This window comes from Pseudarthrobacter sp. NPDC092439 (assembly GCF_044754945.1).
Lineage (GTDB): Bacteria > Actinomycetota > Actinomycetes > Actinomycetales > Micrococcaceae > Arthrobacter.
On record NZ_JBIVQB010000003.1, the window covers coordinates 194,679 to 218,606 of the forward strand.

Sequence of the window (23,928 nt, forward strand, 5' to 3'; positions counted from 1 at the left end):
CCGGCTGGGCCCGGGGCCTTCCGCTGATGGCTTAGAGGAAGATGTCCGGGACAAGCCGGTCTTCCGGCGCGCCCAGGCTGTAGGGACGGAAATCCTTCACTCCGGCCGCCCGGAGCACGTCCTCGTCCGTATAGAAATTTCCGCTCGGCGCCCGCCCTTCCCCGATCGTCCCCGTCAGGATGGCGTGGGCGGCGTCCGCCATGATGCGCGGCCCCCGGGCGGCCTTGACGATGGCTTCCCCGTGCGGCATGTTGCGGATCGCCGCGGTGTCGATCAGGGTGCACGGCCACAGGGAGTTAACGGCGATGCCGTCTTCGGCGAGTTCCTCGGCAAGGCCCAGGGTGGTCAGGCTCATGCCGTACTTCGCCATGGTGTAGGCGAGGTGACGGCCCGCCCAGGCGGGATCGAGGTTCAGCGGCGGCGAGAGCGTGAGGATGTGGCCGTGCGGGGACTGCCGCAGCGCCGGCAGCGCCAGCTTGGACAGCAGGAAGGTGCCGCGGACGTTGATGTCCTGCATGAGGTCGTACTTCTTCATGTCGATCGCGTCTGTTGTGGAAAGGTCGATCGCGGAAGCGTTGTTGATGACCGCGTCGATGCCGCCGAAGCGTTCCACGGCCGCCTCAACGGCGCGGGCCACGTCCCCGTCCCGCCGCACGTCGCCCACCAGCGGCAGCGCAGCGCCGCCGGCAGCGGTGATCTGTTCAGCAGCCGTATATACCGTGCCGGCCAGGCGCGGATGCGGCTCGCCGGTCTTGGCCATCAGGACGATGTTGGCGCCGTCCTGTGCCGCCCGTTCCGCGATTGCCAGGCCAATGCCGCGGCTTCCGCCGGAGATGAGAAGGGTCCTGCCCTGCAGGGATCCGGTGGCCCGGTAGGGGCCGCCGGCTGCCGTCAAAGCGTCGTTGCTCGAAGTCATGCCAACACTGTAACCCAACTAAGTTACTGGCGAGTAACATTACGTTGAGGCTGACGGCGCGGCAGAAAATTGTAGGTTCCCTACAGCTGCAGGCGCAGGAAGCGTCACTAGACTAGCCAGCAGGGTCCGTTTTTTGTGTGGAAGCTACTTAACGTCCAGCACCGCGGTCCGCCAGCAAAGACAGCGCCACAGAACCAATCTGCTACAGAGCCGGAGATATTGATGAGCCACGATCTGACAACGACAGCGGGAAAGATTGCCGATTTCCGCGACCGCCAGGCCCGTGCAGAGCAGCCCTCCGGCCCCGAGGCCATCGAAAAACAGCACGCGCGCGGGAAGAACACCGCCCGGGAGCGCATCGGCCTGCTGCTGGATGAAGACTCGTTTGTGGAATTCGATGCCCTCGCCGTCCACCGGTCCGCGGCATTCGGCATGGAGAAGAAGAAGCCGCTGGGAGACGGCCTGGTCTCCGGCTACGGCACCGTGGACGGGCGCCTGGTCGCGGTCTACAGCCAGGACTTCTCCGTCTATGGCGGTTCGCTGAGCCAGGTCAACGGCGAAAAGATCGTCAAGGTCCAGGAATTCGCGCTCCGCAACGGCTGCCCCGTCGTCGGCATCCTGGACGGCGGCGGCGCCCGCATCCAGGAAGGCGTCGCCTCGCTGGCCATGTTCGCGGACATCTTCCGCAACAATGTGCACGCGTCCGGAGTGGTGCCGCAAATTTCGCTCATCATGGGCCCGTCAGCAGGCGGCGCCGCCTACTCACCCGCTCTGACCGACTACGTGGTGATGGTGGACAAGACCTCACACATGTTCATCACCGGTCCGGACGTCATCAAGACCGTCACCGGTGAGGACGTGGACATGGAAACCCTGGGCGGCGCCCGACAGCACAACGCCACCACCGGAACCTCCACCTACCTGGCCTCGGACGAAACGGACGCCATCGACTTCGTCCGCGAACTGCTGGACTTCCTGCCCTCCAACAACCTCGCCGAAGCACCGGTGCTGGAACACCACCAGGAGCTCGAAGTCGACGACGACGATCTGGCCCTGGACACGCTCATCCCGGACTCCGCGAACCAGCCGTACGACATGCGCACCGTGGTGGAGCAGATCGTGGACGACGGGCACTTCCTGGAGATGCAGGCGCTGTACGCACCAAACGTGATGATCGGCTATGGCCGCGTGGAAGGCCACACCGTAGGCATCGTCGCGAACCAGCCGCTGCAGTTCGCCGGCACCCTGGACATCGCCGCTTCGGAGAAAGCGGCCCGCTTTGTCCGCCACTGCGACGCATTCAACATCCCCATCATCACCCTGGTGGACGTGCCCGGCTTCCTGCCCGGCAAGGACCAGGAGTTCCAGGGCATCATCCGCCGCGGGGCCAAGCTGCTCTACGCGTACGCGGAAGCTACCGTCCCCAAGCTCACCGTCATCACGCGCAAGGCGTACGGCGGCGCGTACATCGTCATGGGCTCCAAGAAGCTCGGGGCGGACCTGAACCTGGCATGGCCGACGGCGCAGATCGGTGTGATGGGCGCCCAGGGCGCGGTGAACATCCTGTACCGCCGCGACATCGCCGCCGTGGCCGAGGCCGGGGGCGACGTCGAGGCCCGCCGCGCCGAAATGATCCGTCAGTACGAGGAAGAGCTCCTCAACCCCTACCAGGCAGCGCAGCTGGGATACGTGGATGCCGTCATCGCGCCTTCCGAGACCCGGGTGCAGATTATCCGCGGGCTCCGGGCCCTGCGGGACAAGCGCGCCAGCCTGCCCGCCAAGAAGCACGGGAACATTCCGCTGTGACGGATCCCAAGGAAAACCAGGCGTTCGAAGCCCAGGCAAACGGAGAGCGGGCACCCGAAGCGCCGCTGCTTTCCGTAGTCAAGGGACAACCTACAGCCGAAGAGCTCGCGGCGCTGACCGCCGTCGTACTTTCCCTGGGCGGAAGCGAAAACGCCGGCGCCGTCCGTCCCGGCGTCCGCCACTGGGTGCGGCGGCAACAGCTGCGTCTGGCGCCCACCCCTGGACCCGGGGCTTGGAAGCGCAGCAGGGGCTGACGTTCGGCTAGTCTCGGGGTGTGACTACCGACACTGCCCCGTCCCGCCGCCCGCGTACCCGGATTGACGCCGTCGCCGACGATTACACCGAGACCCTCCTCGCGCTGAACCCGACGTTTGCCACCACCCTGGGCATCCCGGGCCACGAAACCGAGTACCAGGATTTCTCCCCGGCCGGAATCGCCGGGTTTGCCGAGGCTGCCCGCGACGCATTGGCCCGGCTGGAGGGCCTGGAGCCCGAAGATGATGTGGACGCCGTCACCCTCGATGCGATGCAGGAGCGGCTCGGGCTGCAGCTGCTGATCCACGCCTCCGGCTGGGACTATGCGGAACTGAACAACATCGCTTCGCCTGCGCAGGATATCCGGGCCATTTTCGATCTCATGCCCACCGACACGGAAGAGCAGTGGGCGCACATCGCCGGCCGTGCCGGCAACGTTGCGGGAGCCATCGACGGTTATATCGAATCGCTGCGGGAAGCGCGCGACGCCGGCCGGGTTGCCGCCGCGCGCCAGGTCAGGATAGTGGCGGGGCAGGCTGCGAAGTACGCGGCGGAGGACGGCTTCTTCGCCCGGCTCGCCGCCGATGCGGCGACGGCAACCGGCCCCCTGGGCTCCGCCACGCAGAAAATGCTCGACGACGGCGCGGCAGCCGCCCGGGGCGCTTACGCCCGCCTTGCCGAATTCCTCGAGACGGAACTGCTGCCGTCCGCACCGGAGAAGGACGCGGTGGGCCGGGCCCGCTACGCCCTGGCTTCGCGGTCCTTCCTGGGCGCCACAGTGGACCTTGAAGAGACGTACGCGTGGGGCGTGGAGGAGCTGGACCGGCTCATCGCCCAGCAGGAGGAGGTGGCCGGCGTGATCAGGCCGGGCGCCACCATCGCGGAGGCAAAAGAGTTCCTGGACAACGACCCCGCCCGGCAGCTGCAGGGGACGGAGGCGCTCCGCGCGTGGATGCAGGCGTTGTCCGACAAGGCTGTAGCGGAGCTGGCCGGGGTGCACTTTGAGATCCCGGATGTGATGAAGAAGCTGGAATGCCGGATCGCTCCCACCGATGAGGGCGGCATTTATTACACCGGTCCCTCGGACGATTTCAGCCGGCCCGGCCGGATGTGGTGGTCCGTCCCGGCCGGGGACGATACCTTCACAACGTGGGCCGAGACCACCACCGTCTTCCACGAGGGCGTGCCCGGCCACCATCTCCAGGTGGCAACCGCGACCTATCGCCGCGAACTGCTCAACAAGTGGCGAAGGAACGTGTGCTGGACCTCCGGCCACGGCGAAGGCTGGGCCCTCTACGCCGAGAAACTGATGCAGGAACTCGGCTACCTGTCCGATCCCGGCGACCTCATGGGCATGCTGGATATGCAGCGCATGCGGGCGGCGCGCGTTGTCTTCGACATCGGCGTCCACCTTGAACTCGACATGCCTGCACGATGGGGCTCCGGGACCTGGACCGCGGTCAAGGGCTATGCCTTCCTGAAGGAGAACCTGCCCATCAGTGAGGGCCAGCTTGACTTCGAGTTCGCCCGGTACCTTGGCTGGCCCGGACAGGCTCCCTCCTACAAGGTGGGCCAGCGGCTTTGGGAGCAGATCCGGGCCGAACTCGAAGTCCGGCCCGGGTTCGACCTCAAGGAGTTCCACACGCGCGCACTGAACATCGGCTCGGTGGGGCTGGACACCCTCCGGCGGGCACTCCTCGCCTGATCCGCGCCTGCCCTTCCCTGCACCACGCCGGGAGAGATATGTCATATTGGGGCCGGGAATATGTAACACTCCGGCCGGAGATCCGCGTGTTTGCACCGACTAAAGCGGCCGCGCCGATTTCCGGCTGCGTAATATTTCTCAATGTTCATTCGTGGTGCTATGTACCGTGGGCCTAGCTTGTACCGGTGAGCACATCGACTAGCACCCTTCCCCCCGCCGGAAAGACCGGCTTCCAGCTGCCCCGGTGGGCCGGATCCTTCGGCGTCCAGATCATCGCGGCCCTCATCGTTGGCCTGGGCCTTGGCCTGCTGGCCAAGTACACCGGAAGCACCAAAGACATGCCCAACGGCCTGGGCGCCACGCTGCAGACCATCGGCTCCAGCTATGTCTCTCTGCTGCAGACCGCCGTGGTGCCCCTGATTTTCACGGCCGTGGTCAGCTCCATCTCCAACCTTCGGGAAGTCTCCAACGCAGCCAAGCTCGCCTGGAACACCCTCCTGTGGTTCGCCATCACCTCCCTGATCGCGGTTCTGATCGGCATCGGCCTCGGCATCCTCCTGCAGCCGGGCACCAACACCGGGATCACCGGCGAAGGCTCTGAGCCGGCCAAGGTGGGCACTTGGTGGGCCTTCCTGATCGGCCTGTTCCCCAAGAACTTCCTGGGCCTCGGCGCCGCTTCCACCGTGGCCGAAACCGGCGCGGTCACCACCGCTGTCAGCTTCAACGTGCTGCAGATCCTGGTCATCGCCATTGCCGTGGGCGTCGCCGCGCTGAAGGTGGGCAAGGCCGCCGAGCCGTTCCTGGCGCTGAACGCCTCGGCCCTGGCGGTCATCCAGAAAGTCCTCTGGTGGATCATCCGGATCGCCCCGCTGGGCACGGTAGGCCTGATTGGCAACGCCGTAGCCGTCTACGGCTGGGACACCATCGGCTCGCTGGGCCGGTTCACCTTCGCCATCTATGTTGGTCTTGCCCTGGTCATCTTCGGTGTCTACCCGGCGCTGGTTCGCAGCCACGGACTGTCCGTGAAGCAGTACTTCTCCGGCGTCTGGCCTGCTGTGCAGCTGGCGTTCGTGTCCCGCTCTTCCGTCGGCACCCTGCCGCTGACCCAGCGTGTCACCGAGCGCAGCCTGGGCGTCCCCCGCGCCTACGCCTCCTTCGCCGTGCCGCTGGGCGCCACCACCAAGATGGACGGCTGCGCGGCAATCTACCCCGCCATCGCGGCGATCTTCGTGGCCCAGTTCTTCGGTGTCCAGCTGGACCTGAGCCAGTACCTGCTCATCGCCCTGGTCTCCGTCCTGGGCTCGGCGGCCACCGCCGGAACCACGGGCGCCGTAGTGATGCTCACCCTGACGCTCTCCACGCTGGGACTGCCATTGGCCGGCGTCGGACTCCTCCTGGCCGTCGACCCGATCCTGGACATGGGCCGCACCGCGGTCAATGTTGCCGGCCAGGCACTGGTGCCCACCATTGTGGCCAGGCGCCACGGCATTCTGGACGAAGCACTGTACAACGCACCCCGCAACGGCACCCCGTTCGTGGATGACAGCGAAGACTCCGCCGCTGGGGACACCCTCGTCCTCCAGGACGCCAAGGCCTAAGCCTCCACGCCGAAAAATCCCCGGGACGCCTGTCCCGGGGATTTTTGCGTGCATTCTGCAGCCAGCGGCCGGATCAGTGCCCGCCGCCGCCAATCACGCCGGCCTCCACGGCTTTGGTAACGGCGTCGGCCTCCGCCTGCGTGAGCTTGCCGTCGGTTACAGCCTGGTCCAGCCGGTCCTTCAGGGCCGCAGCCCGTTCAGCCTGCGCTTCGGTCCGGAGCTCCTCGAGCGCCGCGGTGACCTTGGCCTCCTCGATGCCCAGGGCTTCGGCCAGCGATTTCGCCAGTTTCTCATCCATGGCGGCCCGGTCCGGGCGCCCCTCCGCCGGCGGGGTGGACGGGCGGTTCGCTTCGTGGAAGGCCTGCAGCGCCTCCGTCACTTCCGCTTCCTCCACTCCCAGCTTCCCGGCGAGGGCCGCGGCCTTTTCATCACCATGCATGCCGCCGCCGTGCATGCCGCGGCCGCCGTGCATGCCCATGCCGCCTTCAGGTGCCGCGGCGCCGCTCTCAGCGGATGCGCTGACGCTGGGTGACGGGGCGGGCGTGGTGGCGGCGGCCATGCCCGCCAGTCCCAGTCCGGCGCCGAGGGCCAGCGCGGTGGCCGACAGTCCGAGGGTCATTTTCTTTGTGCGTGACATTGCTGTATCTCCTGGATCCGCCGTCCGTGACGGCTGCTTGCGGTTCGTTCCCTTCCGGGACATTTCCAGCATGGGCGGGGAGGATCTGTGCGGGCTTTCGGGAACCTTTCATTCTGCTGTGAAGGTGTTTCCAGGAGCGGGGGCAAGAACTTGCTCACAGTGCAAAGTTGCACGTAGTGTAATCACGTGAGCATTCCTGCCGCTGTAACACCGGCGCCTCCCGCATCCCGCCGCGAACTTAACAAGGCGGCCACCCGCCAGAACATCACCGACGCCGCGCTGGGCCTCCTGCGCACCAACGGCCCGGGAAACTTCACCGCAGAGGACATTGCCGAGGCCGCTGGCATCTCCCGCCGCACGTTCTTCAACTACTTCGGCAGCACCGACGCCGCACTGGCCGCCATCACGCACAGCTTCCTGGACAACGCCATCCAGCAACTGCGGCTGCGGCCCGCCGGGGAACCCATTCTGGAATCCGCCCAGGCGGCCCTGATGGCCCTGGCGGATCCGGCGGCCGTGGCGCCGCTGGCCGAGCTGTTCTCACTGACGTCGGACAGCGCACTGATGTCACAGTCCGAGCTCGCCGCCTGGGACTACTGCCGGGGACAAATCACCACAGTGGTCCGGGAGCGCACGTCCGGCACGGCCGGCGACCTTTACGCCCACGCGCTCGCTGGCTCGGTGATTGCCTGCGGCAAGGCCGCCCTGGAGGTCTGGTTCAGCCACTGGGGGCCGGACCTCTCCGCTGAATCCCTCGCTGCCCTCCGCGGGCAGCTCATCAATGCCATGGGCCTCCTGGGCTCGGGCTTCACCGCACCACAGCCTTCTTCCTCCCGTTCCTCCTGACCAGATCGGTTCCCTCATGGCACTCCTCCTCTACCGCCTTGGAATGTTTTCCTACCGCCGCCGCTGGCTGGTTATCTCGCTCTGGCTCGCCGCCCTCCTGGCAGTAGGCGGTTCCGCCGCCGTCTTCCACGGCACGCTGTCCAACAACTTCCAGATCCCCGGCACGGAAACGCAGCGGATCGCGGACAAGCTCAAGGCAGACCTGCCGTCGGCGTCCGGCGGCACGGCCACCATCGTCTTCGAAGCGCCCGACGGCGGATTCACCCCCGCACAGCGCACAGCGGTGACGGATGCGCTGGGCAAGCTGGAGTCCCTGCCGGAGGTCCGCGGCACGGTGGACCCGTTCGCCACCCAGGCCGAACTGGACCAGGCCGGCCAGGCCATCCGTGACGGCGAAGCCCGGCTGGCCAACGGCACCAGGGAGCTGGAAGACAACCGGGCCCGGCTGGAAGCCGGCGAGGCACAGCTTGCAGCAGCGGAGCAGCAGCTCGCCGCCGCAGGAGCCCCTGCCCAGGTCATAGAAGCACAGCTGGGCCAGCAAAAGGCTGCGCTCGCTGAAGGCCGCGCCAAGCTGGAGGCCGGAACCAAGGAGCTTGAGGCCGGCAAGGCAAAGCTGGAGCTGGGCAAGCGCCAGGCGGAGGCCTCCGAAGGCATCCGGTTCGTTTCCGAAGACAACCTTGCCGCCGTGGCGCAGGTGCAGTTCAACACCTCCATCAACGGACTCAGTCCGGAGCTGCGGCAGCAGGTCCAGGACATCGTGCACGGAACCTCCAAGGCCGGCGTCACTGCCCTGGCCAGCAAGGAAATCACCGAGGACATTTCGGAGCTGTTCGGCACTGCTGAAATCATCGGCATCGGCGTCGCTGCCCTGGTTCTGATCATCATGCTGGGTACCCTGGTGGCCGCCGGGCTGCCCCTGCTTATGGCCGTCATCGGGGTGGGCATCGGCGTGGGCATCACCTTCGCACTCTCCGGGGTGTTCGACATGAGCTCCATCTCCCCCATGCTCGCCCTCATGCTGGGCCTGGCGGTGGGGATCGATTACTCGCTTTTCATCGTGAACCGGCACCGGACGCAGCTGCGGGCCGGCATGGACCCGGCCGAATCGGTGGCCCGCGCAACGGGCACCTCCGGCAACGCCGTGGTGTTCGCGGGCCTGACAGTGATCATCGCCCTGGCCGCCCTGGTGGTCCCCGGCCTGCCGTTCCTGGCCGTGATGGGCCTGGCGGCTGCCGGGACCGTCGCGGTGGCCGTACTGGTCGCCATCACACTGACGCCGGCAGTGCTGTCCCTGATCGGCCGGCGGATCATCTCCCGCCGCGCATGGGCCCGCGCGGAGGCGCACAACGCCGAGCCTGGCCACGAAGCCGCGGACCAGGCCGAGGACCGGGCGAAGAGCAACCGGGGCTGGGGCGGGCTGGTGACCCGCCATCCGGTTCTGTCACTTATCGCAGGCGTCCTGCTGCTGGGCACCCTGGCGCTGCCCGCCGCACAGCTGCAGCTCGCCCTGCCGGACGGCCGTTCCGAACCTGTCGAGTCGGAGGCTTACCAGGCCTACAGCGTCACGGCCCGCAGCTTCGGGGAAGGCGTTACCGGACCCATCGTGGCCGTGGGGGAGTTCCCGGCAGGCCTCGACGCTGCACAGGCGCAGAACCTGCAGTTCGACGTGGCGGACAGGCTTCGCTCGGTGGACAACGTGGTGGCAGCGGTCCCCGTGGCCCTGAGCGGGGACCGCCGCACGGCCGTCTTCCAGATCATTCCCGAAGAGGGACCCGCCAGCGCCGGCACCGTCCAGGTGGTATCCGAGCTGCGCGGCCTGAACACGGAAATCAAGGACGACTTCAACGTGTCCATGGGGCTGACGGGGCAGACTGCCGGCAACATCGACGTCTCCACCAAGCTCGGCGACGCCCTGCCGCCCTACCTGGCGATCGTCGTCGGACTGTCCCTGGTCCTGCTCCTGCTGGTGTTCCGCTCCATCGTGGTTCCCCTGCTGGCCACGGGCGGATTCCTGCTCTCGCTCGCCGCAGCCTTCGGCGCCGTGGTGGCCGTCTACCAGTGGGGCTGGCTGGGCAATGTGTTCGATGTGGCCAACCCGGGGGCGGTCCTGAGCTTCCTGCCCATTATCCTGATCGGCGTGCTGTTCGGGCTGGCCATGGACTACCAGGTGTTCATTGCCTCCGGCATGCGCGAGGCCTTCATGCACGGCTCTCCGGCCAGGCAGGCGGTCCGGGTGGGCTTCCACCATGCCGCGGCAGTGGTAACGGCGGCCGCGATCATCATGGTGAGCGTCTTTGCCGGCTTCATCTTCAGCCACCTGACCATGGTGCGTCCGCTGGGCTTCGCGATGGCTTTCGGGGTGCTGCTGGACGCCTTCGTGGTGCGCATGACCATCGTGCCGGCGGCCATGTACCTGCTGGGCGAAAAGTCCTGGTGGCTGCCGCGCTGGCTGGACCGCATTCTCCCGGACGTGGACGTGGAAGGCGCGCAGCTGGCACGCCCGGAGGCATCCGCCGCGGCGCCCCAGCCCGTCCACTAGGCTGGAGGCGTGGTCCGCCTGATTCTCGCTTCCCAGTCCCCTGCCCGCACCAAGCTCCTGGCCGAAGCCGGCATCCGGCACACCGTGCTGGTCTCAGACGTGGACGAGGACGCCGTCCAGGCCAGGTACGGCGTCACGGACCCGCACGACACCGCCCTGCTGCTGGCCCGGGCCAAGGCCGAGGCGGTGGCCGCGCTCCCGGAAGCCGAGGGGGCCCTGGTACTGGGCTGCGACTCCGTCTTCGAATTCGACGGCGAGGCGCACGGCAAGCCCTATACCGCCGCCGTCGCGCGTGAACGCATGCTGCGAATGAGCGGAAACTCGGGCGTCCTGCACACCGGCCACTGGCTGGTGGACTGCCGGGACACCTCGGCCGACGGCGGCGCGGGCGTAGCGGGGTCCGGCGCCACGCTGGGGACGGTCGCCTCAGCCGAGGTCGCCTTCCTGGAGATGGAACCCGCGGAAATCGACGCGTACATCGCCACGGGCGAGCCGCTGCACTGCGCCGGGTCCTTCACGATTGACGGGCTGGGCGGGGCGTTCATCCGGAAGGTGGACGGCGACCCGCACACCGTGGTTGGCCTTTCCGTTTCCACGCTGCGGGGTCTGCTGGCCGCCGCGAACGTGCGGATCACCGAACTCTGGACGGCACCGGAAACGTCGTACTGAAATGTCCCGTTTCCGGCGCACTTGTAGCTTCCCTACAAAGCGGCCGCCGTTTACACGCGGAATCCGCAAGTAATATCGGCGGAACCTCCAAAACCGCGCTAGGCTCCCTGAAGGAAAGAAGGAGACGCCTTGTCAGCAAATTTGGAGCAGTCCGCACGTCCGACGCACTCGACCCTCACAAAGGTGCTGATAGCCAACCGCGGTGAAATCGCCGTGCGCATCATCCGGGCTGCCCGGGACGAAGGCATCGCCTCGGTGGCTGTGTACGCCGACCCGGACCGCGACGCCCTGCACGTTCGCCTGGCCGACGAGGCCTACGCCCTGGGCGGGAACACCGCCGCGGAGTCCTATCTGGTGATGGACAAGATCATCGACGCCGCCCGCCAGTCGGGCGCGGACGCCATCCACCCCGGCTACGGCTTCCTGGCCGAGAACGCCCAGTTCGCCGCGCGCGTCATTGAGGCCGGCATCACCTGGATCGGCCCCTCCCCCGAGGCCATCTCCGCACTGGGCGACAAGGTCCAGGCGCGGCACATCGCCGAGAAGGTGGGCGCACCCCAGGTTCCCGGCACGGCGGACCCTGTCGAATCGGCCGAAGAGATCCTGGCCTTCGTGGACAAGTACGGTCTTCCCGTCGCCATCAAGGCGGCCTTCGGCGGCGGCGGCCGCGGCATCAAGGTGGCCCGTACCCGGGAGGAGATCCCCGAGCTCTTCGAATCCGCCGTGCGTGAGGCCACCGCCGCGTTCGGACGCGGTGAATGCTTCATCGAACGCTTCCTGGACGCCCCGCGCCACGTGGAAACGCAGTGCCTGGCGGACGCGTATGGCAACGTGGTGGTGGTCTCCACCCGTGACTGCTCACTGCAGCGCCGCAACCAGAAGCTCGTGGAAGAAGCACCGGCGCCGTTCCTCACCGAGGAGCAGAACCGACGCCTGTACGAGTCCTCCAAGGCCATCCTGAAGGAAGCCAAATACCTGGGCGCGGGCACCTGCGAGTTCCTGGTGGGCCAGGACGGCACCATCTCCTTCCTCGAGGTCAACACCCGCCTGCAGGTGGAGCACTGTGTCTCCGAGGAAGTCACCGGCATCGACCTGGTCCGGGAGCAGTTCCGGCTGGCCCGCGGCGAAGAGCTGGGCTATGGCGACCCCGAGGTCCGCGGCCACTCCATCGAGTTCCGTATCACCGGCGAGGACCCGGGCCGGAACTTCATGCCCGCCCCCGGCACCGTCCGCGTCCTGAAGAACCCCACCGGCCCCGGCATCCGCATCGACTCCGGCATCGAGCAGGGCGACGTGATCAGCGGGAACTTCGACTCCATGCTCTCCAAGCTGGTGGTCACCGGAGCCACCCGCAAACAGGCACTGGAGCGGTCCCGCCGCGCGCTGGAGGAGATGGTGGTGGAGGGCATCCCCACCGTCATCCCGTTCGACCTCGCTGTGGTCTCGGATCCCGCATTCGCGCCGGCGGAGGGTCCGTTCAGCGTGCACACGCGCTGGATCGAGACCGGCTTCACCAACAACCTGCCCGCCTGGACCCCGGACGGGGCGGCCGACTCCGACGCAGGGGGCGGCGACCGCCAGCGCGTGGTGGTGGAAGTAGCCGGCAAACGCCTCGAGGTGGTCCTGCCCGCTGCCCTGGGGTCCGTGTCCGCTTCTTCCGCAGGCACCGGCAAGCCTGCCAAGGCCAAGAAGCGCTCCCGCTCCGGCGGGCCCGCCGCCGCCACCGGCAATGCGCTCGCATCGCCCATGCAGGGCACCATCGTGAAGGTGGCCGTTGCCGACGGCGACGTCGTGGCAGAGGGCGACCTGGTGGTGGTGCTGGAGGCCATGAAGATGGAACAGCCCCTGACCGCCCACCGCTCCGGCACCATTACCGGGCTCAAGGCAGCCGCCGGCGAAACTGTATCCGCCGGCGCCGTCATCGCCACCATCGAAGACTAGGCCCGGGGAGGACCTCATGCTTGCACCCAGTTTCCAGGAAGAAGTGGACCGCTACCACGCGGCCGTTCCCGAAATAACCCGTGGCAACACGGATCCCATCAAGGACCTGTATTCGCGGCAGGACGATGTCACCCTGGCGAATCCCTTTGGCGGGATCGCCCGCGGCTGGGCCCAGGTGGAGGCCCGCCTGGACCAGGCCGCACGGCAGTTCCAGGACGGCGAAATGCTGGGCTTCGATACCGTCACGTCCTTCCACGCGCAGAACACCGGCTACCTGGTCGAGACTGAGCACTTCCGGGCCCGTCTCGAAGGTGCAGCCGCATCGGAGGAGTTCGCCCTGCGCGTCACCAGCATCTTCCGCCGCGAGGAGGGCTACTGGAAGCTGGCGCACCGCCACGCCGACCCGGCGGCCAAGTCCGGGTCCCGCCGCTCGCTGGTGCAGCCCGCCGGCTGACACGGGCTTGCGGCCAAGGCAGACTTAGCAGATGCTGCCATTCCTGCTCCTGGCCTCCCGCGCGGAAGATGCCGCCGCCGAGGACGAATATGCCGCCTACCTGCGGTATTGCGGGCTGGATCCGAGGGAATTGCACCGGATCCGGCTGGAGGCCGGTCCCCTGCCGCGCCTGGATCTTGAGCGCTATTCGGGCATCATCGTCGGGGGCAGCCCGTTTACCTCCAGCGATCCCGTGGAGCAGAAAAGCGCCGTGCAGCGCCGGGTGGAAGGCGAGCTCTCGCAGCTGCTCGATGCCGTCGTCGAACGCGATTTCCCGTTCCTGGGCGCCTGCTACGGGGTGGGTACGCTGGGCAGGCACCAGGGCGCACTGATCGACCGTACCTATGGTGAGCCGCTGGGAGCCGTACAGGTGGAGCTCACCGACGCCGGCCTCGCTGACCCCCTGCTGGCCGGCTTGCCGCCGTCGTTCACCGCATTCACGGGCCACAAGGAGGCCTGCACGGTTTTGCCCGCGCACGCCGTGCTGCTGGCCCGGTCCGCCACGTGTCCGGTGCACATGTTCCGTATCCGCCGAAACCTGTACGCCACCCAGTTCCACCCCGAGCTCGACTCGGAGGGGCTGGCCACGCGGATCGACATTTACCGGCACGCAGGCTATTTTCCGCCCGAGTCCGCCGGAGAGCTCATGGCAGCGGCCCGGCAGGCCACGGTGACCGAGCCGATGGCCATACTGAGGAACTTCGTGAGCCGCTACGCCCGGTGAGGCGCCGGCGCTTCAGGAAGGGTGGCACCGGCAGCACAATGCCCGGCGCACTCCCCGCTTCGACAGGGAGCACACCGGGCATTCCAGCGCAAAGCAGTCCGGTATGTCAGGCCACGTTGTTCTCGTAATCGGTGTTCTTGGTCTCGCGGGTCATCCACAGTGCGATGAAGGTGAGCACCGCGGCAGCCGCCATGTAGAGGCCGACCAGCCAGGTGCCTCCCCCGGCCGCCTGCCACAGCGCAATGGCCACGAACGACGCCGGTGCCGCGCCAATGACGCTGGAGAGGTTGTAGGCGACAGCGGAGCCGGTGTACCGGACGTTGGCCGGGAACAGCTCCGGCAGGATCGCCGCCATGGGTCCGAAGGTCAGGCCCATCAGAGTGAAGCCGACGATGAGGCCGACGACAGCCGCCGCCGTACCCGGTCCGAACATGGTGAACCAGAAGATACCGAAGACGAAGATACCCGCGGTGACGCCGAGCAGGAACTTCCGGCGCCCCCACTTCTCGGCCAGCGGACCCGAGACCAGGGTGAAGATACCGAAGAAGACGACGCCGAGGATCAGCATCCAGAGAAAGTCTCCCCTCGGGATGCCGAGGCCGGGAACAAAGTTGGCCACTTCAGCCGCGGACATTGGCTTGCCGGCCTTCTCTGCTGCTGCCTGGGCGGCTTCGACGGATGCCGGCTTGGTGCCGTACGTCAGCGTGAACGACGTCATGACGTAGAACAGGACGTAGGTGGCAAACATGATGAAGGTGCCCGCGAGAACCGGCCGCCAGTGGCCCTTGAACGTGGCGAAGAACGGAATCTTCGCCACCTTGTCCTCGTTCAGGACCTTCTGGAACGAAAGGCTTTCAACGAGCTTCAGCCGGACATACAGGCCAACCACCACCAGGACGGCGCTGAGCAGGAACGGTACGCGCCAGCCCCAGGCGAGGAAGGCCTCCGGGCTGAGGGCGAAATTCAACCAGATGAACAGCAGGTTGGCCAGGATGAAGCCGATCGGGGCGCCCAACTGCGGGAAGGTTCCATAGACTGCGCGCTTGCCTTTGGGGGCGTTTTCGGTGGCCAGCAGCGCTGCGCCGGACCATTCGCCGCCGAGGGCCAGGCCCTGGGCGAAGCGGAGCACCACCAGCATAAGCGGGGCCAGGACGGCCCAGCCGGGCAGTGACGCCGTGGGGAGCAACCCGATCAGGAAGGTCGCGATGCCCATGGTGAGCAGGGAAGCCACCAGGGTGCCCTTGCGGCCGAACTTGTCGCCGAAGTGGCCAAAGAGCACGGACCCGACCGGGCGGGCGATGAAGGCGACGCCGAAGATGGCGAACGAGCTCAGGAGGGCGTTGATGTCCGTAGCGTTCGGGAAGAACAGCTTGGGGAACACCAGGACGGACGCCGTGGCATAGATGTAGAAGTCGTAAAACTCAATCGTGGTGCCGATGAGGCTGGCAAAGATTACTTTGCCCTTGGAGTTGACCGGTTGTGCCGATCCCGGCTCCGTCGTGGTTTCGAGTGAGGACATGTAAGCGCGCTTTCGTGAGAAACCGGCCGGACATTGATCAGCCCGGCATGCATGGGATGCATTACGTAGAGTTCGATATTACTTGGCGGCGTCCAGTCATTGGACAAAAGGTCCACAATGCGGACAGGCGTGTCGCGCGAAGGCGCCGCGAGTGCCCTCACCCCCGCCCGGGAACGCAGATAGGCAAATGTCACAGCGTGTTAACACGCGGCGTCGGTCCGCGAAACGCGCCGTCCCTACCTTGGAGGAACAACATCCCCCAACAGGAGGTACCCCGTGACTGATGACCGAACCGCAGGTGCCGGTACCGGACATTCCCTGGACCTTGACGACGCAACGCGTCCCGCAGCCGCAGCGGCACTGGATTTCCGCCCTGGCCGCTGGATCGCCAACTGGGATGCCGAGAACCGCGGACAGTGGGACAGCGCCGGGCGCTCCATCGCCCGCCGCAACCTTAACTGGTCCATCTTTGCCGAATTCCTGGGCTTCGTGGTGTGGCAGCTCTGGTCCATCGTGGTGGTCCAGCTCCCCGCCGCAGGGTTCTCGTTCACCACATCCGAAATTTTTTGGCTTATTTCGATGCCCAGCCTGGTGGGCGCCACGCTCCGGATCCCCTACACCTTCATGGTCCCCCGCTTCGGCGGCCGCAACTGGACCATCGTCTCCGCCCTGCTCCTGCTGATCCCCTCCGTGGGCCTGGCACTGTGTGTGTCCAACCCGCAGACCCCCTTCGGAGTCATGCTCCTGGTGGCAGCCCTTGCCGGTTTCGGCGGCGGCAACTTCGCCAGCTCGATGGCAAACATCACCTTCTTCTACCCCGCCCGGGAGAAAGGCTGGGCGCTCGGACTGAATGCGGCCGGCGGCAACCTGGGTGCGGCCGTCGCACAGCTTGCCGTCCCGGTGGCGATCACCCTGCTGGGCGCCGGAAGCGTCAACCTGCCGATGGCCGGCCTGATGTGGGTTCCGCTGATCATCATCGCCGCGTTCGGCGCGTTCAAGTACATGGACAACCTCACCAGCGCCAAGGGGGACGTAGCCGGATCGATCGCCGCGGTGAAGGAACCGCACCTGTGGATCATGGCCCTGCTGTACATCGGCACATTCGGTTCCTTCATCGGATTCGCCGGTGTGTTCCCCAAGCTCATCAAGGACTACTTCCCGGAATTCTCCACCATCGGGCTGGGAACCGTGGCCCTCTCGCTGGCCTTCCTGGGTCCCCTGGTGGGATCCCTGGCCCGGCCCTACGGCGGCCGGATGGCTGACCGCATGGGAGGGGCCCGGATGACTGTCAGCGCCTTCGCGGCCATGGCCGTCATCACGCTGGTGATGGTGTGGACGCTTCCGCTGAAGAACTTCTGGCTCTTCCTGGCCCTGTTCCTGATGCTCTTCACCGCCAGCGGATTCGGAAACGGTGCGACATACCGCATGATCCCGGTCATCTTCGCTACCTCCAGCCGGGCGGCACGCTCAGGTGCCAGTTCGGTGGCAACGCAGCGGCTGGCGTCCTCGGCGCTGGGCCTGATCTCGGCCATCGGCGCCTACGGAGGGTTCGTGATCCCCCAGGTGCTCAATGCCTCCAACACCGCCAGCGGTTCCTACACCCCGGCGTTCTACGGCTTCGTTGGAGCGTACGTCGTGATGCTGTCCGTGTGCTGGTTCTTCTACATCCGCAACGCCAACCGGAATGCGATGGGACACGTCTAACATGACCACAAGCGCCAACACGCACTGCCCCTACTGCGCCCTGCAGTGCGCCATGACGCTCACTCCTGCCAAGGAGCAGGCCCCGGCCGCCGCGCCGGGGCCTGTCCCCGTGGCCCTGGCTCCCCTGCTGGAGGTTTCGGGCCGCGACTTCCCCACCAACCGCGGCGGCCTCTGCCGCAAAGGATGGACGTCCGCCACGCTGCTGAACCATCCGGGCCGGATCACCGAGCCGCTGCTCAAGGGCCCCGACGGCATCCACCGGCCCATTGGCTGGGACCAGGCGCTGGACCTTGCCGCGCAGTCCGTCAGGGACGCCCGTGCACGCCACGGTGCGGACGCCGTCGGCGTGTTCGGCGGCGGGGGCCTCACCAACGAAAAGGCGTACATGCTGGGCAAATTCGCCCGTGTCGCACTGGGTACCTCGCGCATCGACTACAACGGCCGGTTCTGCATGTCCTCCGCCGCAGCAGCAGGAATGCGCGCGTTCGGCGTTGACCGCGGCCTGCCCTTCCCGCTGGAAGCCCTGGACACCGCCAGCACCATCCTGATGCTCGGCTCCAACGTGGCGGAGACCATGCCGCCGTTCATGCAGCACCTCCAGGGAGTGCGCGACGCCGGCGGGCTGATCGTGGTGGATCCGCGCCGCTCCGCCACGGCTGCGTTCACCAACGACGGCGGCGGGCTCCACCTGCAGCCCCGGCCGGGCACCGACCTGGCCCTCCTCCTGGGCATCTCCCACGTTGTCATCCACGAAAACCTCGCGGACACGGCCTTCCTCCAGGACCGTACCTCCGGCTTCGACGCCGTGGCCCGCAGCATCAACGCGTACTGGCCCGAACGCGTTCAGTCGCTCACGGGTGTCCCGGCAGGCCTGATCCGGGACACCGCGCGCCGCCTGGCCGCCGGTGCCCGGCAAGGCGGCAGCTACATCCTGACCGGCCGCGGCGTTGAGCAGCACGTGGACGGGACGGACACCGCCACTGCCGCCATCAACCTCAGCCTCCTCCTGGGCCTGCCCGGCTCGGCCCGCAGCGGCTACGGCACGCTTACCGGCCAGGGCAACGGCCAGGGCGGCCGGGAACACGGCCAGAAGGCAGACCAGCTTCCCGGCTACCGCAAGATCACCGACCCCGCCGCCCGGGCCCACATGGCCCGCGTTTGGGGTGTTCCGGAGGAAACCATTCCCGGCCCCGGCCTGCCCGCGGTCCAGCTGCTGAAGTCGCTGGGACAGCCCGACGGCGTCCGCTGCCTCTTCGTCCACGCCTCCAACATCGCGGTCGCCTCGCCGGATGCCACCAGCGTCATCGCGGGCCTGCGAAGCCTGGACTTCCTGATGGTCTGCGACTTCTTCATGTCCGAGACGGCGGCGGAGGCCGACCTGGTGCTGCCGGTGCTCCAGTGGGCCGAGGAGGAAGGCACCCTGACCAACCTCGAAGGCCGGGTCCTGCGCCGCCGCCGCGCCCTGGCCCCGCCCGCCGGAGCCCGGAGTGAACTCTGGATCATGGCCCGGCTCGCGGAGCGGCTGGGCGCACCCTCCACGTTCAGCGAGGACCCGGAAACGGTCTTCGAGGAGCTGCGCTCTGCCTCCGCCGGCGGGCTCGCGGACTACTCCGGAATCGACTACGCCATGCTGGACCGCGGCGAAGCCGCGTACTGGCCCTATCCTGCCGGCAGCACCGGCACGCCACGCCTGTTCCTGGACCACTTTGCGCACCCCGACGGCAAGGCGGCCCTGGTCCCGGTGGCGCCGCGCCGCCGTCGTACGTCCGCAGGAGGCCCTGACGCCGAAGCGAAGGAAATGACCCTGATCACCGGCCGCCTCCTGGAGCATTACCAGTCCGGCTCGCAAACCCGGCGGGTGGCCGAACTGCTGGCCGCGCGTCCGGAGGCCAAGCTGCAGATCCACCCAGCCGCAGCCGCAGCCCTGGGGATCACCGAGGGGGCGCTGGTGTCAGCGTCCAACGGGCGTGGCGAGGTGGTGTGCGCGGCGGAACTGAGCCCGGCCATCCGCCCGGAAACGGTCTTCCTGCCGTTCCACTTCCCCGGGCCGGAGAGCGCCAACCGGCTGACCGAGGCCGCCACGGACCCTATCTCCGGGATGCCCGAATTCAAGTCCAACCAGGTGTGGGTCCGGCCGGTGGCCGCACCCGCGTCCGCCAGCATGCTGCAGACGATGGAGGCCTCATGAGCGAGCAGATTGTCATAGTGGGTTTCGGCCCGGTCGCGGCCCGGCTGGTGGACGAGCTCCTGCCCGCCGTGCGCGCCGGCCAGGTGCGCCTCACCGTGGTGGGCGAAGAAACATCCGCGGCCTACAACCGCGTGCTGGTCGCTGACCTGGGCGTGGGCCGCACCACCATGGACGCCCTGGCGCTGGCCGATGCCGTGGCGCTGGCCGCGGACGGCGTGGACGTCCGGCTGGGCGTCCGGGCGAAGCGGGTGGACCGCGCCCGGCAGCAGGTCCTGCTCTCTGACGGATCCCGTGCCGGCTACGACCGGCTGGTGTTTGTTACCGGCTCCCGGCCCGTCATCCCCAATCTCACCGGTATCAACCCGGACCCCTCCTCACCTGTGCTTCCGGCCGGAGTGACCGCGCTGCGCGACCTGCGCGACGCCGGCGTGCTCCGGCAGGCCGTGGCCGGCGGCAAGCGCGTGGTGGTGCTGGGCGGCGGCGTGCTGGGCCTGGAAACCGCGCTGGCTGCGGCCGAGGAGGGCGCCACCGTCACGGTGGTCCACAACGGACCGCACCCGCTGGGCCGCAGCATCGACCAGGGCGGCGGCGCCGTGCTGGCTGCGGGGCTGCGCCGCTGCGGCGTCCGGGTGGCCGGCAACGCGCGGTCAACGGGGGTGGAACATAACGCGCCCGACGGCGGGTTCTCGGCCCTGCTGCTGGACGACGGTTCCGCGATTGACGGCGACCTCCTGGTCATTTCGTGCGGTGTGCGCCCCCGCACCGAACTCGCCGAAGGCTGCGGGTTGTCCACCGGCTCCGGGATCCTGGTGGACCACCGGCTCCGCGCCCACCACGAGCCGCACATCTTTGCCATCGGGGACTGCGCGGAGGTGCGCTGCCCGGATCCCGGCTGCGCCGAATGCCGCGGCGCGCAGGGCCCGTCCGGGCTGGTGGGCCCGGGGTGGCGGCAGGCCGAATGGCTGGCCGGGTACCTGACGTTGCTGGCCTCCGGTTTGCCGGAGGATGCCGGCCTGCTCCCCGAGCTGCCCGCCGAAAGGCCGGGCGTCATCGTCCTCAAGGCCCGGGGCATGAACCTGGCGTTGGCCGGGGACAATGGCGCCGACCCCTGGGACGAAGAGGCGCTCACAGCCGGAGCGGTGGAGGGCCGGCCGCGCCTGCAGGTGGCCCAATGGGCGGATCCGGAACACGGCCGCTACGTGAAGATGACCACCCGCGGGGGCGTCCTGGAAGGGCTGGTGGCGGTGGGCATGCCGCGGACGGCAGCGGAACTGGTAGGACTGTTCGAGCGCTCCGCCGAACTGCCCGCAGACCGGTCGCTCCTGCTGCGCCTGGACGGCCCCGACCAGCTGGCCACCGCAGCGGCGGATCCGGCGGGCACCGTGTGCCGCTGCGCCGGGGTGGCCGGCGGCACCATCGCTGACGCCGTGGCCGGCGGCTGCGCCACCCTGGGCGAGGTCTCCAAGGTTACCCGCGCCGGCACCGGCTGCGGCGGCTGCCATGAGGACATCAAGGGGCTGATCGAAAAGCACTTCCAGGCGGTTTCTGCCGCGTGAGCAGGCCGGCGCTGCCCGAACTGCTTCGGGCGGGGCCGGCCGGCGTCAGAATTTGGCGCGGCGGACAAGGTTGATGAGTTGTTCCCTGGTCTCCTCGGCGGACGGTCCGGACGGGGAAATCAGGACCTGCGCGACAAATGTGGCCAAAGTGCGCCCGCTGACTGCCTGGATGGTCAGGACCGTGATGGGCACGTCCCCGGACGGTCGAAGCGACTTGGCGCCAGGGGGCTCGGTGCTCATCGAGAACGTCGCCCTGTCCCCGATTCCTGTAACCGGCTCCCCTTTCATCATCGGGACGGCGGGGCTCGAAGATGAAGCCTGGAGGACTTCGGCGACGAAAATCGTCGAATCCGGCCCCGGCGTCCCCAGGTCTCCAAACGTATAGCGGCAGCTGACCTCGCCCGGAAGCAGTTGCGGCTCCTTGGACGCTCCAAAGGCGTTCCTGACCTCAGCGGCACTGAACATTGCGCAGACCGGGTTGCTGGTCGTAGCCGGCGGGCCCACCGGCGGAGCGGCCGGAACGGTGAGCGGAGCCCCGTTTCCCCAGCCGGCGTCCACGGCGGCCTGGGCGAGGGCCCGCGCAATGGCATTGCCGTCAGGAGCACTGCCACCCTCCGTGGGCGGCCCGGTGACATAAGGCATTTCGAGCGTTTCGGTTCCGCGGACGGCCGTCAGGACCACGTTCGCCGATGCACCACCGATGTCACCGCGGAAATATCCGGTCCACTGGAGGCATGCGAAGTCACCAATGCCTGTCACCGGTGCGCAGTCGGACGTGGCCTTCGCTTTGGCGATGTCCTCCTCCGACGCAGGCGAAACCAGCGCCACGGACAGCGCAGTCATGCCCGTGTCTGACTTGGCCCAGTAGGAACACTGGTCGGCCTTGCTCCCAGGGGGCCTGGCCCCGCCATACGGGCCCGACGGTTCCAGGCCGGGCACAACCTGTGCCGCGATCTCCGGCGTGATGAGATCGCAAGCCGGGCTGCCGGTGACGGGTGCCGCGCCCGGTCCGCCCGTCGACGGCGGAGAACCCGCATTCGGTCCGGCCGGCGGCGAGCAGGACGCGGCCAGCAGTACGAAGGCCCCACCTGCCAACAGCCTGACGGCAAACCGGGGGGTGGGCAACGGAATCCGGACGCGGTGGGGACACATAGGGCCAGTGTGACGCTGCGGGGCTGGTCCCCCTAGGGTCCAAAGTACCGCTTCGGGCCGATACTGGCCGCGGCACCGGGTATCCCGAGGCCTTCGTTGAGGAGGGAGGCCGCCAATGCGCGGCCGCCCCCCGGTCCCGGGGCCGCCCCCGGATGCCCGTCCTGCAGGTGGTTACAGGTGCACGTGCAGGCGGCGGGCAGCCTCGGAGATGGATCCGGTCAGCGACGGGTAGACCGTGAAGGTGCTCGCCACATCGTCCACGTGCAGCTTCTGCTTCACGGCGATCGCGATCGGGAAGATCAGCTCGGAAGCGTTCGGGCCCACCACTACGCCACCAATGACGGTTCCGGAACCCTTGCGGGCGAAGATCTTGACGAAGCCGTCCCGGTGGTTGCGCATCTTGGCACGGGCGTTGCTGCGCAGCGAAAGCTTGATGATGTCGCCCTGGTACTTGCCGGCGTCGATCTCCGCCTCGGAGACACCCACGTTGGCGATTTCGGGGGACGTGAAGATGTTGGACGCCACCTGGTGCAGCTTCAGCGGCGTGACGGTGTCACCCATGAAGTGCGCCACGGCGATGCGGCCCTGCATGGCGGCCACCGAGGCCAACGGCAGGACACCGGTGCAGTCACCGGCGGCATAGATATTCGGCGCGGTGGTGCGGGAAACGCCGTCCACCTTGATGTGGCCGCTTTCGCTGACAGCCACGCCGGCTTCCTCCAGCCCGATGCCCGCGGTGTTGGGAATGGACCCCAGGCAGAGCAGGCAGTGGCTGCCGGTGACCTTCGTGCCGTCACCCAGGGTGACCACTACGCCGTCGTCCGTCCTTTCCACCGACTCCGCGCGGGACCGCGAGAGGACCCGCACGCCCCGGCGCTCGAAGACCTCCTCCAGGACCACCGCGGCATCCGTGTCCGAACCCGGCAGGACGCGGTCACGGCTGGAGATCAGCGTGACCTTCGACCCGAGTCCGTTGTAGGCGGAGGCGAACTCAGCGCCCGTCACGCCGGAGCCCACCACGATCAGGTCCTCGGGGAGTTCGTCCAGGTTGTAGATCTGCGTCCAGTTCAGGATCCGCTCACCGTCCGGGCGTGCGGTGGCCAGCTCACGCGGGTGGGCGCCGACGGCCAGCAGGATGGTGTCTGCTTCCACGGTCTCGGTGCCCTCTGCGGTGAGGACCTCGATGGTGTGGTTGTCCAGCAGCCGGCCGGAGCCCGCCAAGATACGCACGCCCTGATGCTCCAGGCCGTCGTGGATGTCCTTGGACTGGCTGCGGGCCAGGTTCAGCAGGCGGTCGTTGATGTGTTTGAGGTCCGCCCGCATGACCGGCACGAAGTCTCCGCCGTCGACGTCGAACTTCACGCCCAGCTCCCCCGCCTCGCCCACGCGCGTCATCAGGTCAGCCGTGGCGATCAGGGTCTTGGACGGGACCACGTCGGTCAGGACGGCCGAGCCGCCCAGGCCGGCGCGCTCGATGATGGTCACCTGCGCTCCGAGCGAGGCGGCCACCATGGCGGCCTCGTATCCGCCCGGACCACCTCCCAGGATTGCGATCCGGGGAGAACTGAAATCTGGATGCGTAGTCACAATCAACCATTCTCGCCCATCCGGCACCGGAGGGCCAAGAATCCCCAGGGGCGGCCGGGGTGGGCGCAGCGGGAACGGCAGGATAACTTGTAC

The 23,928-nt window shown here is 67.8% G+C and carries 18 protein-coding genes; 13 read left to right on the forward strand and 5 right to left on the reverse strand.

The genetic code is table 11. The features are described from left to right. Positions 1-31 precede the first annotated feature (31 nt). Complete coding sequence (locus tag ACIQCM_RS09075; RefSeq protein WP_400606012.1) at positions 32-916, reverse strand: SDR family oxidoreductase; 885 nt, start codon at positions 914-916, stop codon at positions 32-34. Positions 917-1,138: 222 nt separating this feature from the next. On the opposite strand from ACIQCM_RS09075, the gene ACIQCM_RS09080 reads away from it, so the two are divergent. The 4 genes from ACIQCM_RS09080 to ACIQCM_RS09095 all read left to right on the forward strand — a co-directional run bounded on the left by ACIQCM_RS09080 (position 1,139) and on the right by ACIQCM_RS09095 (position 6,280). Next, complete coding sequence (locus ACIQCM_RS09080; protein WP_400606010.1) at positions 1,139-2,722, forward strand: acyl-CoA carboxylase subunit beta; 1,584 nt, start codon at positions 1,139-1,141, stop codon at positions 2,720-2,722. Then, complete coding sequence (locus ACIQCM_RS09085) at positions 2,719-2,976, forward strand: acyl-CoA carboxylase subunit epsilon (protein WP_400606008.1); 258 nt, start codon at positions 2,719-2,721, stop codon at positions 2,974-2,976. Before ACIQCM_RS09080 ends, ACIQCM_RS09085 begins: the two co-directional genes overlap by 4 nt. A 20-nt stretch (positions 2,977-2,996) precedes the next feature. Further along, the gene (locus ACIQCM_RS09090) at positions 2,997-4,682 is read left to right on the forward strand and encodes a DUF885 domain-containing protein (RefSeq protein WP_400606005.1); all 1,686 of its coding nucleotides are present in this window, start codon (positions 2,997-2,999) and stop codon (positions 4,680-4,682) included. 185 nt (positions 4,683-4,867) lie between these two features. Next, the gene (locus ACIQCM_RS09095) at positions 4,868-6,280 is read left to right on the forward strand and encodes a dicarboxylate/amino acid:cation symporter (RefSeq protein WP_400606003.1); all 1,413 of its coding nucleotides are present in this window, start codon (positions 4,868-4,870) and stop codon (positions 6,278-6,280) included. Between the two features lie 73 nt (positions 6,281-6,353). Here ACIQCM_RS09095 and ACIQCM_RS09100 read toward each other — a convergent pair whose 3' ends face one another. Next, entirely contained in the window at positions 6,354-6,917 is a 564-nt protein-coding gene (locus ACIQCM_RS09100) for a hypothetical protein (RefSeq protein ID WP_400606001.1), read from the reverse strand. Between the two features lie 192 nt (positions 6,918-7,109). Between ACIQCM_RS09100 and ACIQCM_RS09105 the strand changes: the two genes are divergently transcribed. The 6 genes from ACIQCM_RS09105 to ACIQCM_RS09130 all read left to right on the forward strand — a co-directional run bounded on the left by ACIQCM_RS09105 (position 7,110) and on the right by ACIQCM_RS09130 (position 14,129). After that, positions 7,110-7,763, forward strand: a complete 654-nt coding sequence (locus ACIQCM_RS09105) for a TetR/AcrR family transcriptional regulator (RefSeq protein WP_400606414.1) — start codon at positions 7,110-7,112, stop codon at positions 7,761-7,763. Positions 7,764-7,779: 16 nt separating this feature from the next. Then, on the forward strand, positions 7,780-10,302 hold the full coding sequence (locus ACIQCM_RS09110) for an MMPL family transporter (protein ID WP_400605999.1): 2,523 nt from the start codon (positions 7,780-7,782) through the stop codon (positions 10,300-10,302). Positions 10,303-10,311: 9 nt separating this feature from the next. Next, positions 10,312-10,971 (forward strand): Maf family protein, encoded by a 660-nt coding sequence (locus ACIQCM_RS09115; protein WP_400605998.1) that lies wholly within the window; start codon positions 10,312-10,314, stop codon positions 10,969-10,971. Between the two features lie 129 nt (positions 10,972-11,100). After that, entirely contained in the window at positions 11,101-12,912 is a 1,812-nt protein-coding gene (locus ACIQCM_RS09120) for an acetyl/propionyl/methylcrotonyl-CoA carboxylase subunit alpha (RefSeq protein WP_400605996.1), read from the forward strand. Positions 12,913-12,928: 16 nt separating this feature from the next. Then, positions 12,929-13,366 (forward strand): YybH family protein, encoded by a 438-nt coding sequence (locus ACIQCM_RS09125; protein ID WP_400605995.1) that lies wholly within the window; start codon positions 12,929-12,931, stop codon positions 13,364-13,366. A 31-nt stretch (positions 13,367-13,397) separates the two neighbouring features. Further along, positions 13,398-14,129, forward strand: a complete 732-nt coding sequence (locus ACIQCM_RS09130) for a glutamine amidotransferase (protein ID WP_400605994.1) — start codon at positions 13,398-13,400, stop codon at positions 14,127-14,129. Between the two features lie 106 nt (positions 14,130-14,235). Here ACIQCM_RS09130 and ACIQCM_RS09135 read toward each other — a convergent pair whose 3' ends face one another. Continuing rightward, the gene (locus ACIQCM_RS09135) at positions 14,236-15,648 is read right to left on the reverse strand and encodes an MFS transporter (RefSeq protein WP_400605993.1); all 1,413 of its coding nucleotides are present in this window, start codon (positions 15,646-15,648) and stop codon (positions 14,236-14,238) included. A gap of 276 nt (positions 15,649-15,924) precedes the next feature. On the opposite strand from ACIQCM_RS09135, the gene ACIQCM_RS09140 reads away from it, so the two are divergent. From ACIQCM_RS09140 to ACIQCM_RS09150, 3 genes are read left to right on the forward strand one after another with little or no spacing between them, the layout of a single operon-like run. Then, entirely contained in the window at positions 15,925-17,352 is a 1,428-nt protein-coding gene (locus ACIQCM_RS09140) for an MFS transporter (protein WP_400605990.1), read from the forward strand. 1 nt (position 17,353) lies between these two features. Further along, positions 17,354-19,540, forward strand: coding sequence for a molybdopterin oxidoreductase family protein (locus ACIQCM_RS09145; protein ID WP_400605988.1), 2,187 nt, complete (start codon positions 17,354-17,356; stop codon positions 19,538-19,540). Beyond that, on the forward strand, positions 19,537-21,096 hold the full coding sequence (locus ACIQCM_RS09150) for an FAD-dependent oxidoreductase (RefSeq protein WP_400605986.1): 1,560 nt from the start codon (positions 19,537-19,539) through the stop codon (positions 21,094-21,096). Before ACIQCM_RS09145 ends, ACIQCM_RS09150 begins: the two co-directional genes overlap by 4 nt. Positions 21,097-21,141: 45 nt before the next feature. On the opposite strand, the gene ACIQCM_RS09155 is transcribed toward ACIQCM_RS09150, so the two are convergent. Then, on the reverse strand, positions 21,142-22,248 hold the full coding sequence (locus ACIQCM_RS09155) for a hypothetical protein (RefSeq protein WP_400605984.1): 1,107 nt from the start codon (positions 22,246-22,248) through the stop codon (positions 21,142-21,144). 171 nt (positions 22,249-22,419) lie between these two features. After that, positions 22,420-23,835 carry an NAD(P)H-quinone dehydrogenase gene (locus ACIQCM_RS09160; RefSeq protein ID WP_400605982.1) on the reverse strand — a complete coding sequence of 472 codons (1,416 nt, stop codon included), beginning with the start codon at positions 23,833-23,835 and terminating at the stop codon, positions 22,420-22,422. Between the last annotated feature and the right edge of the window lie 93 nt (positions 23,836-23,928).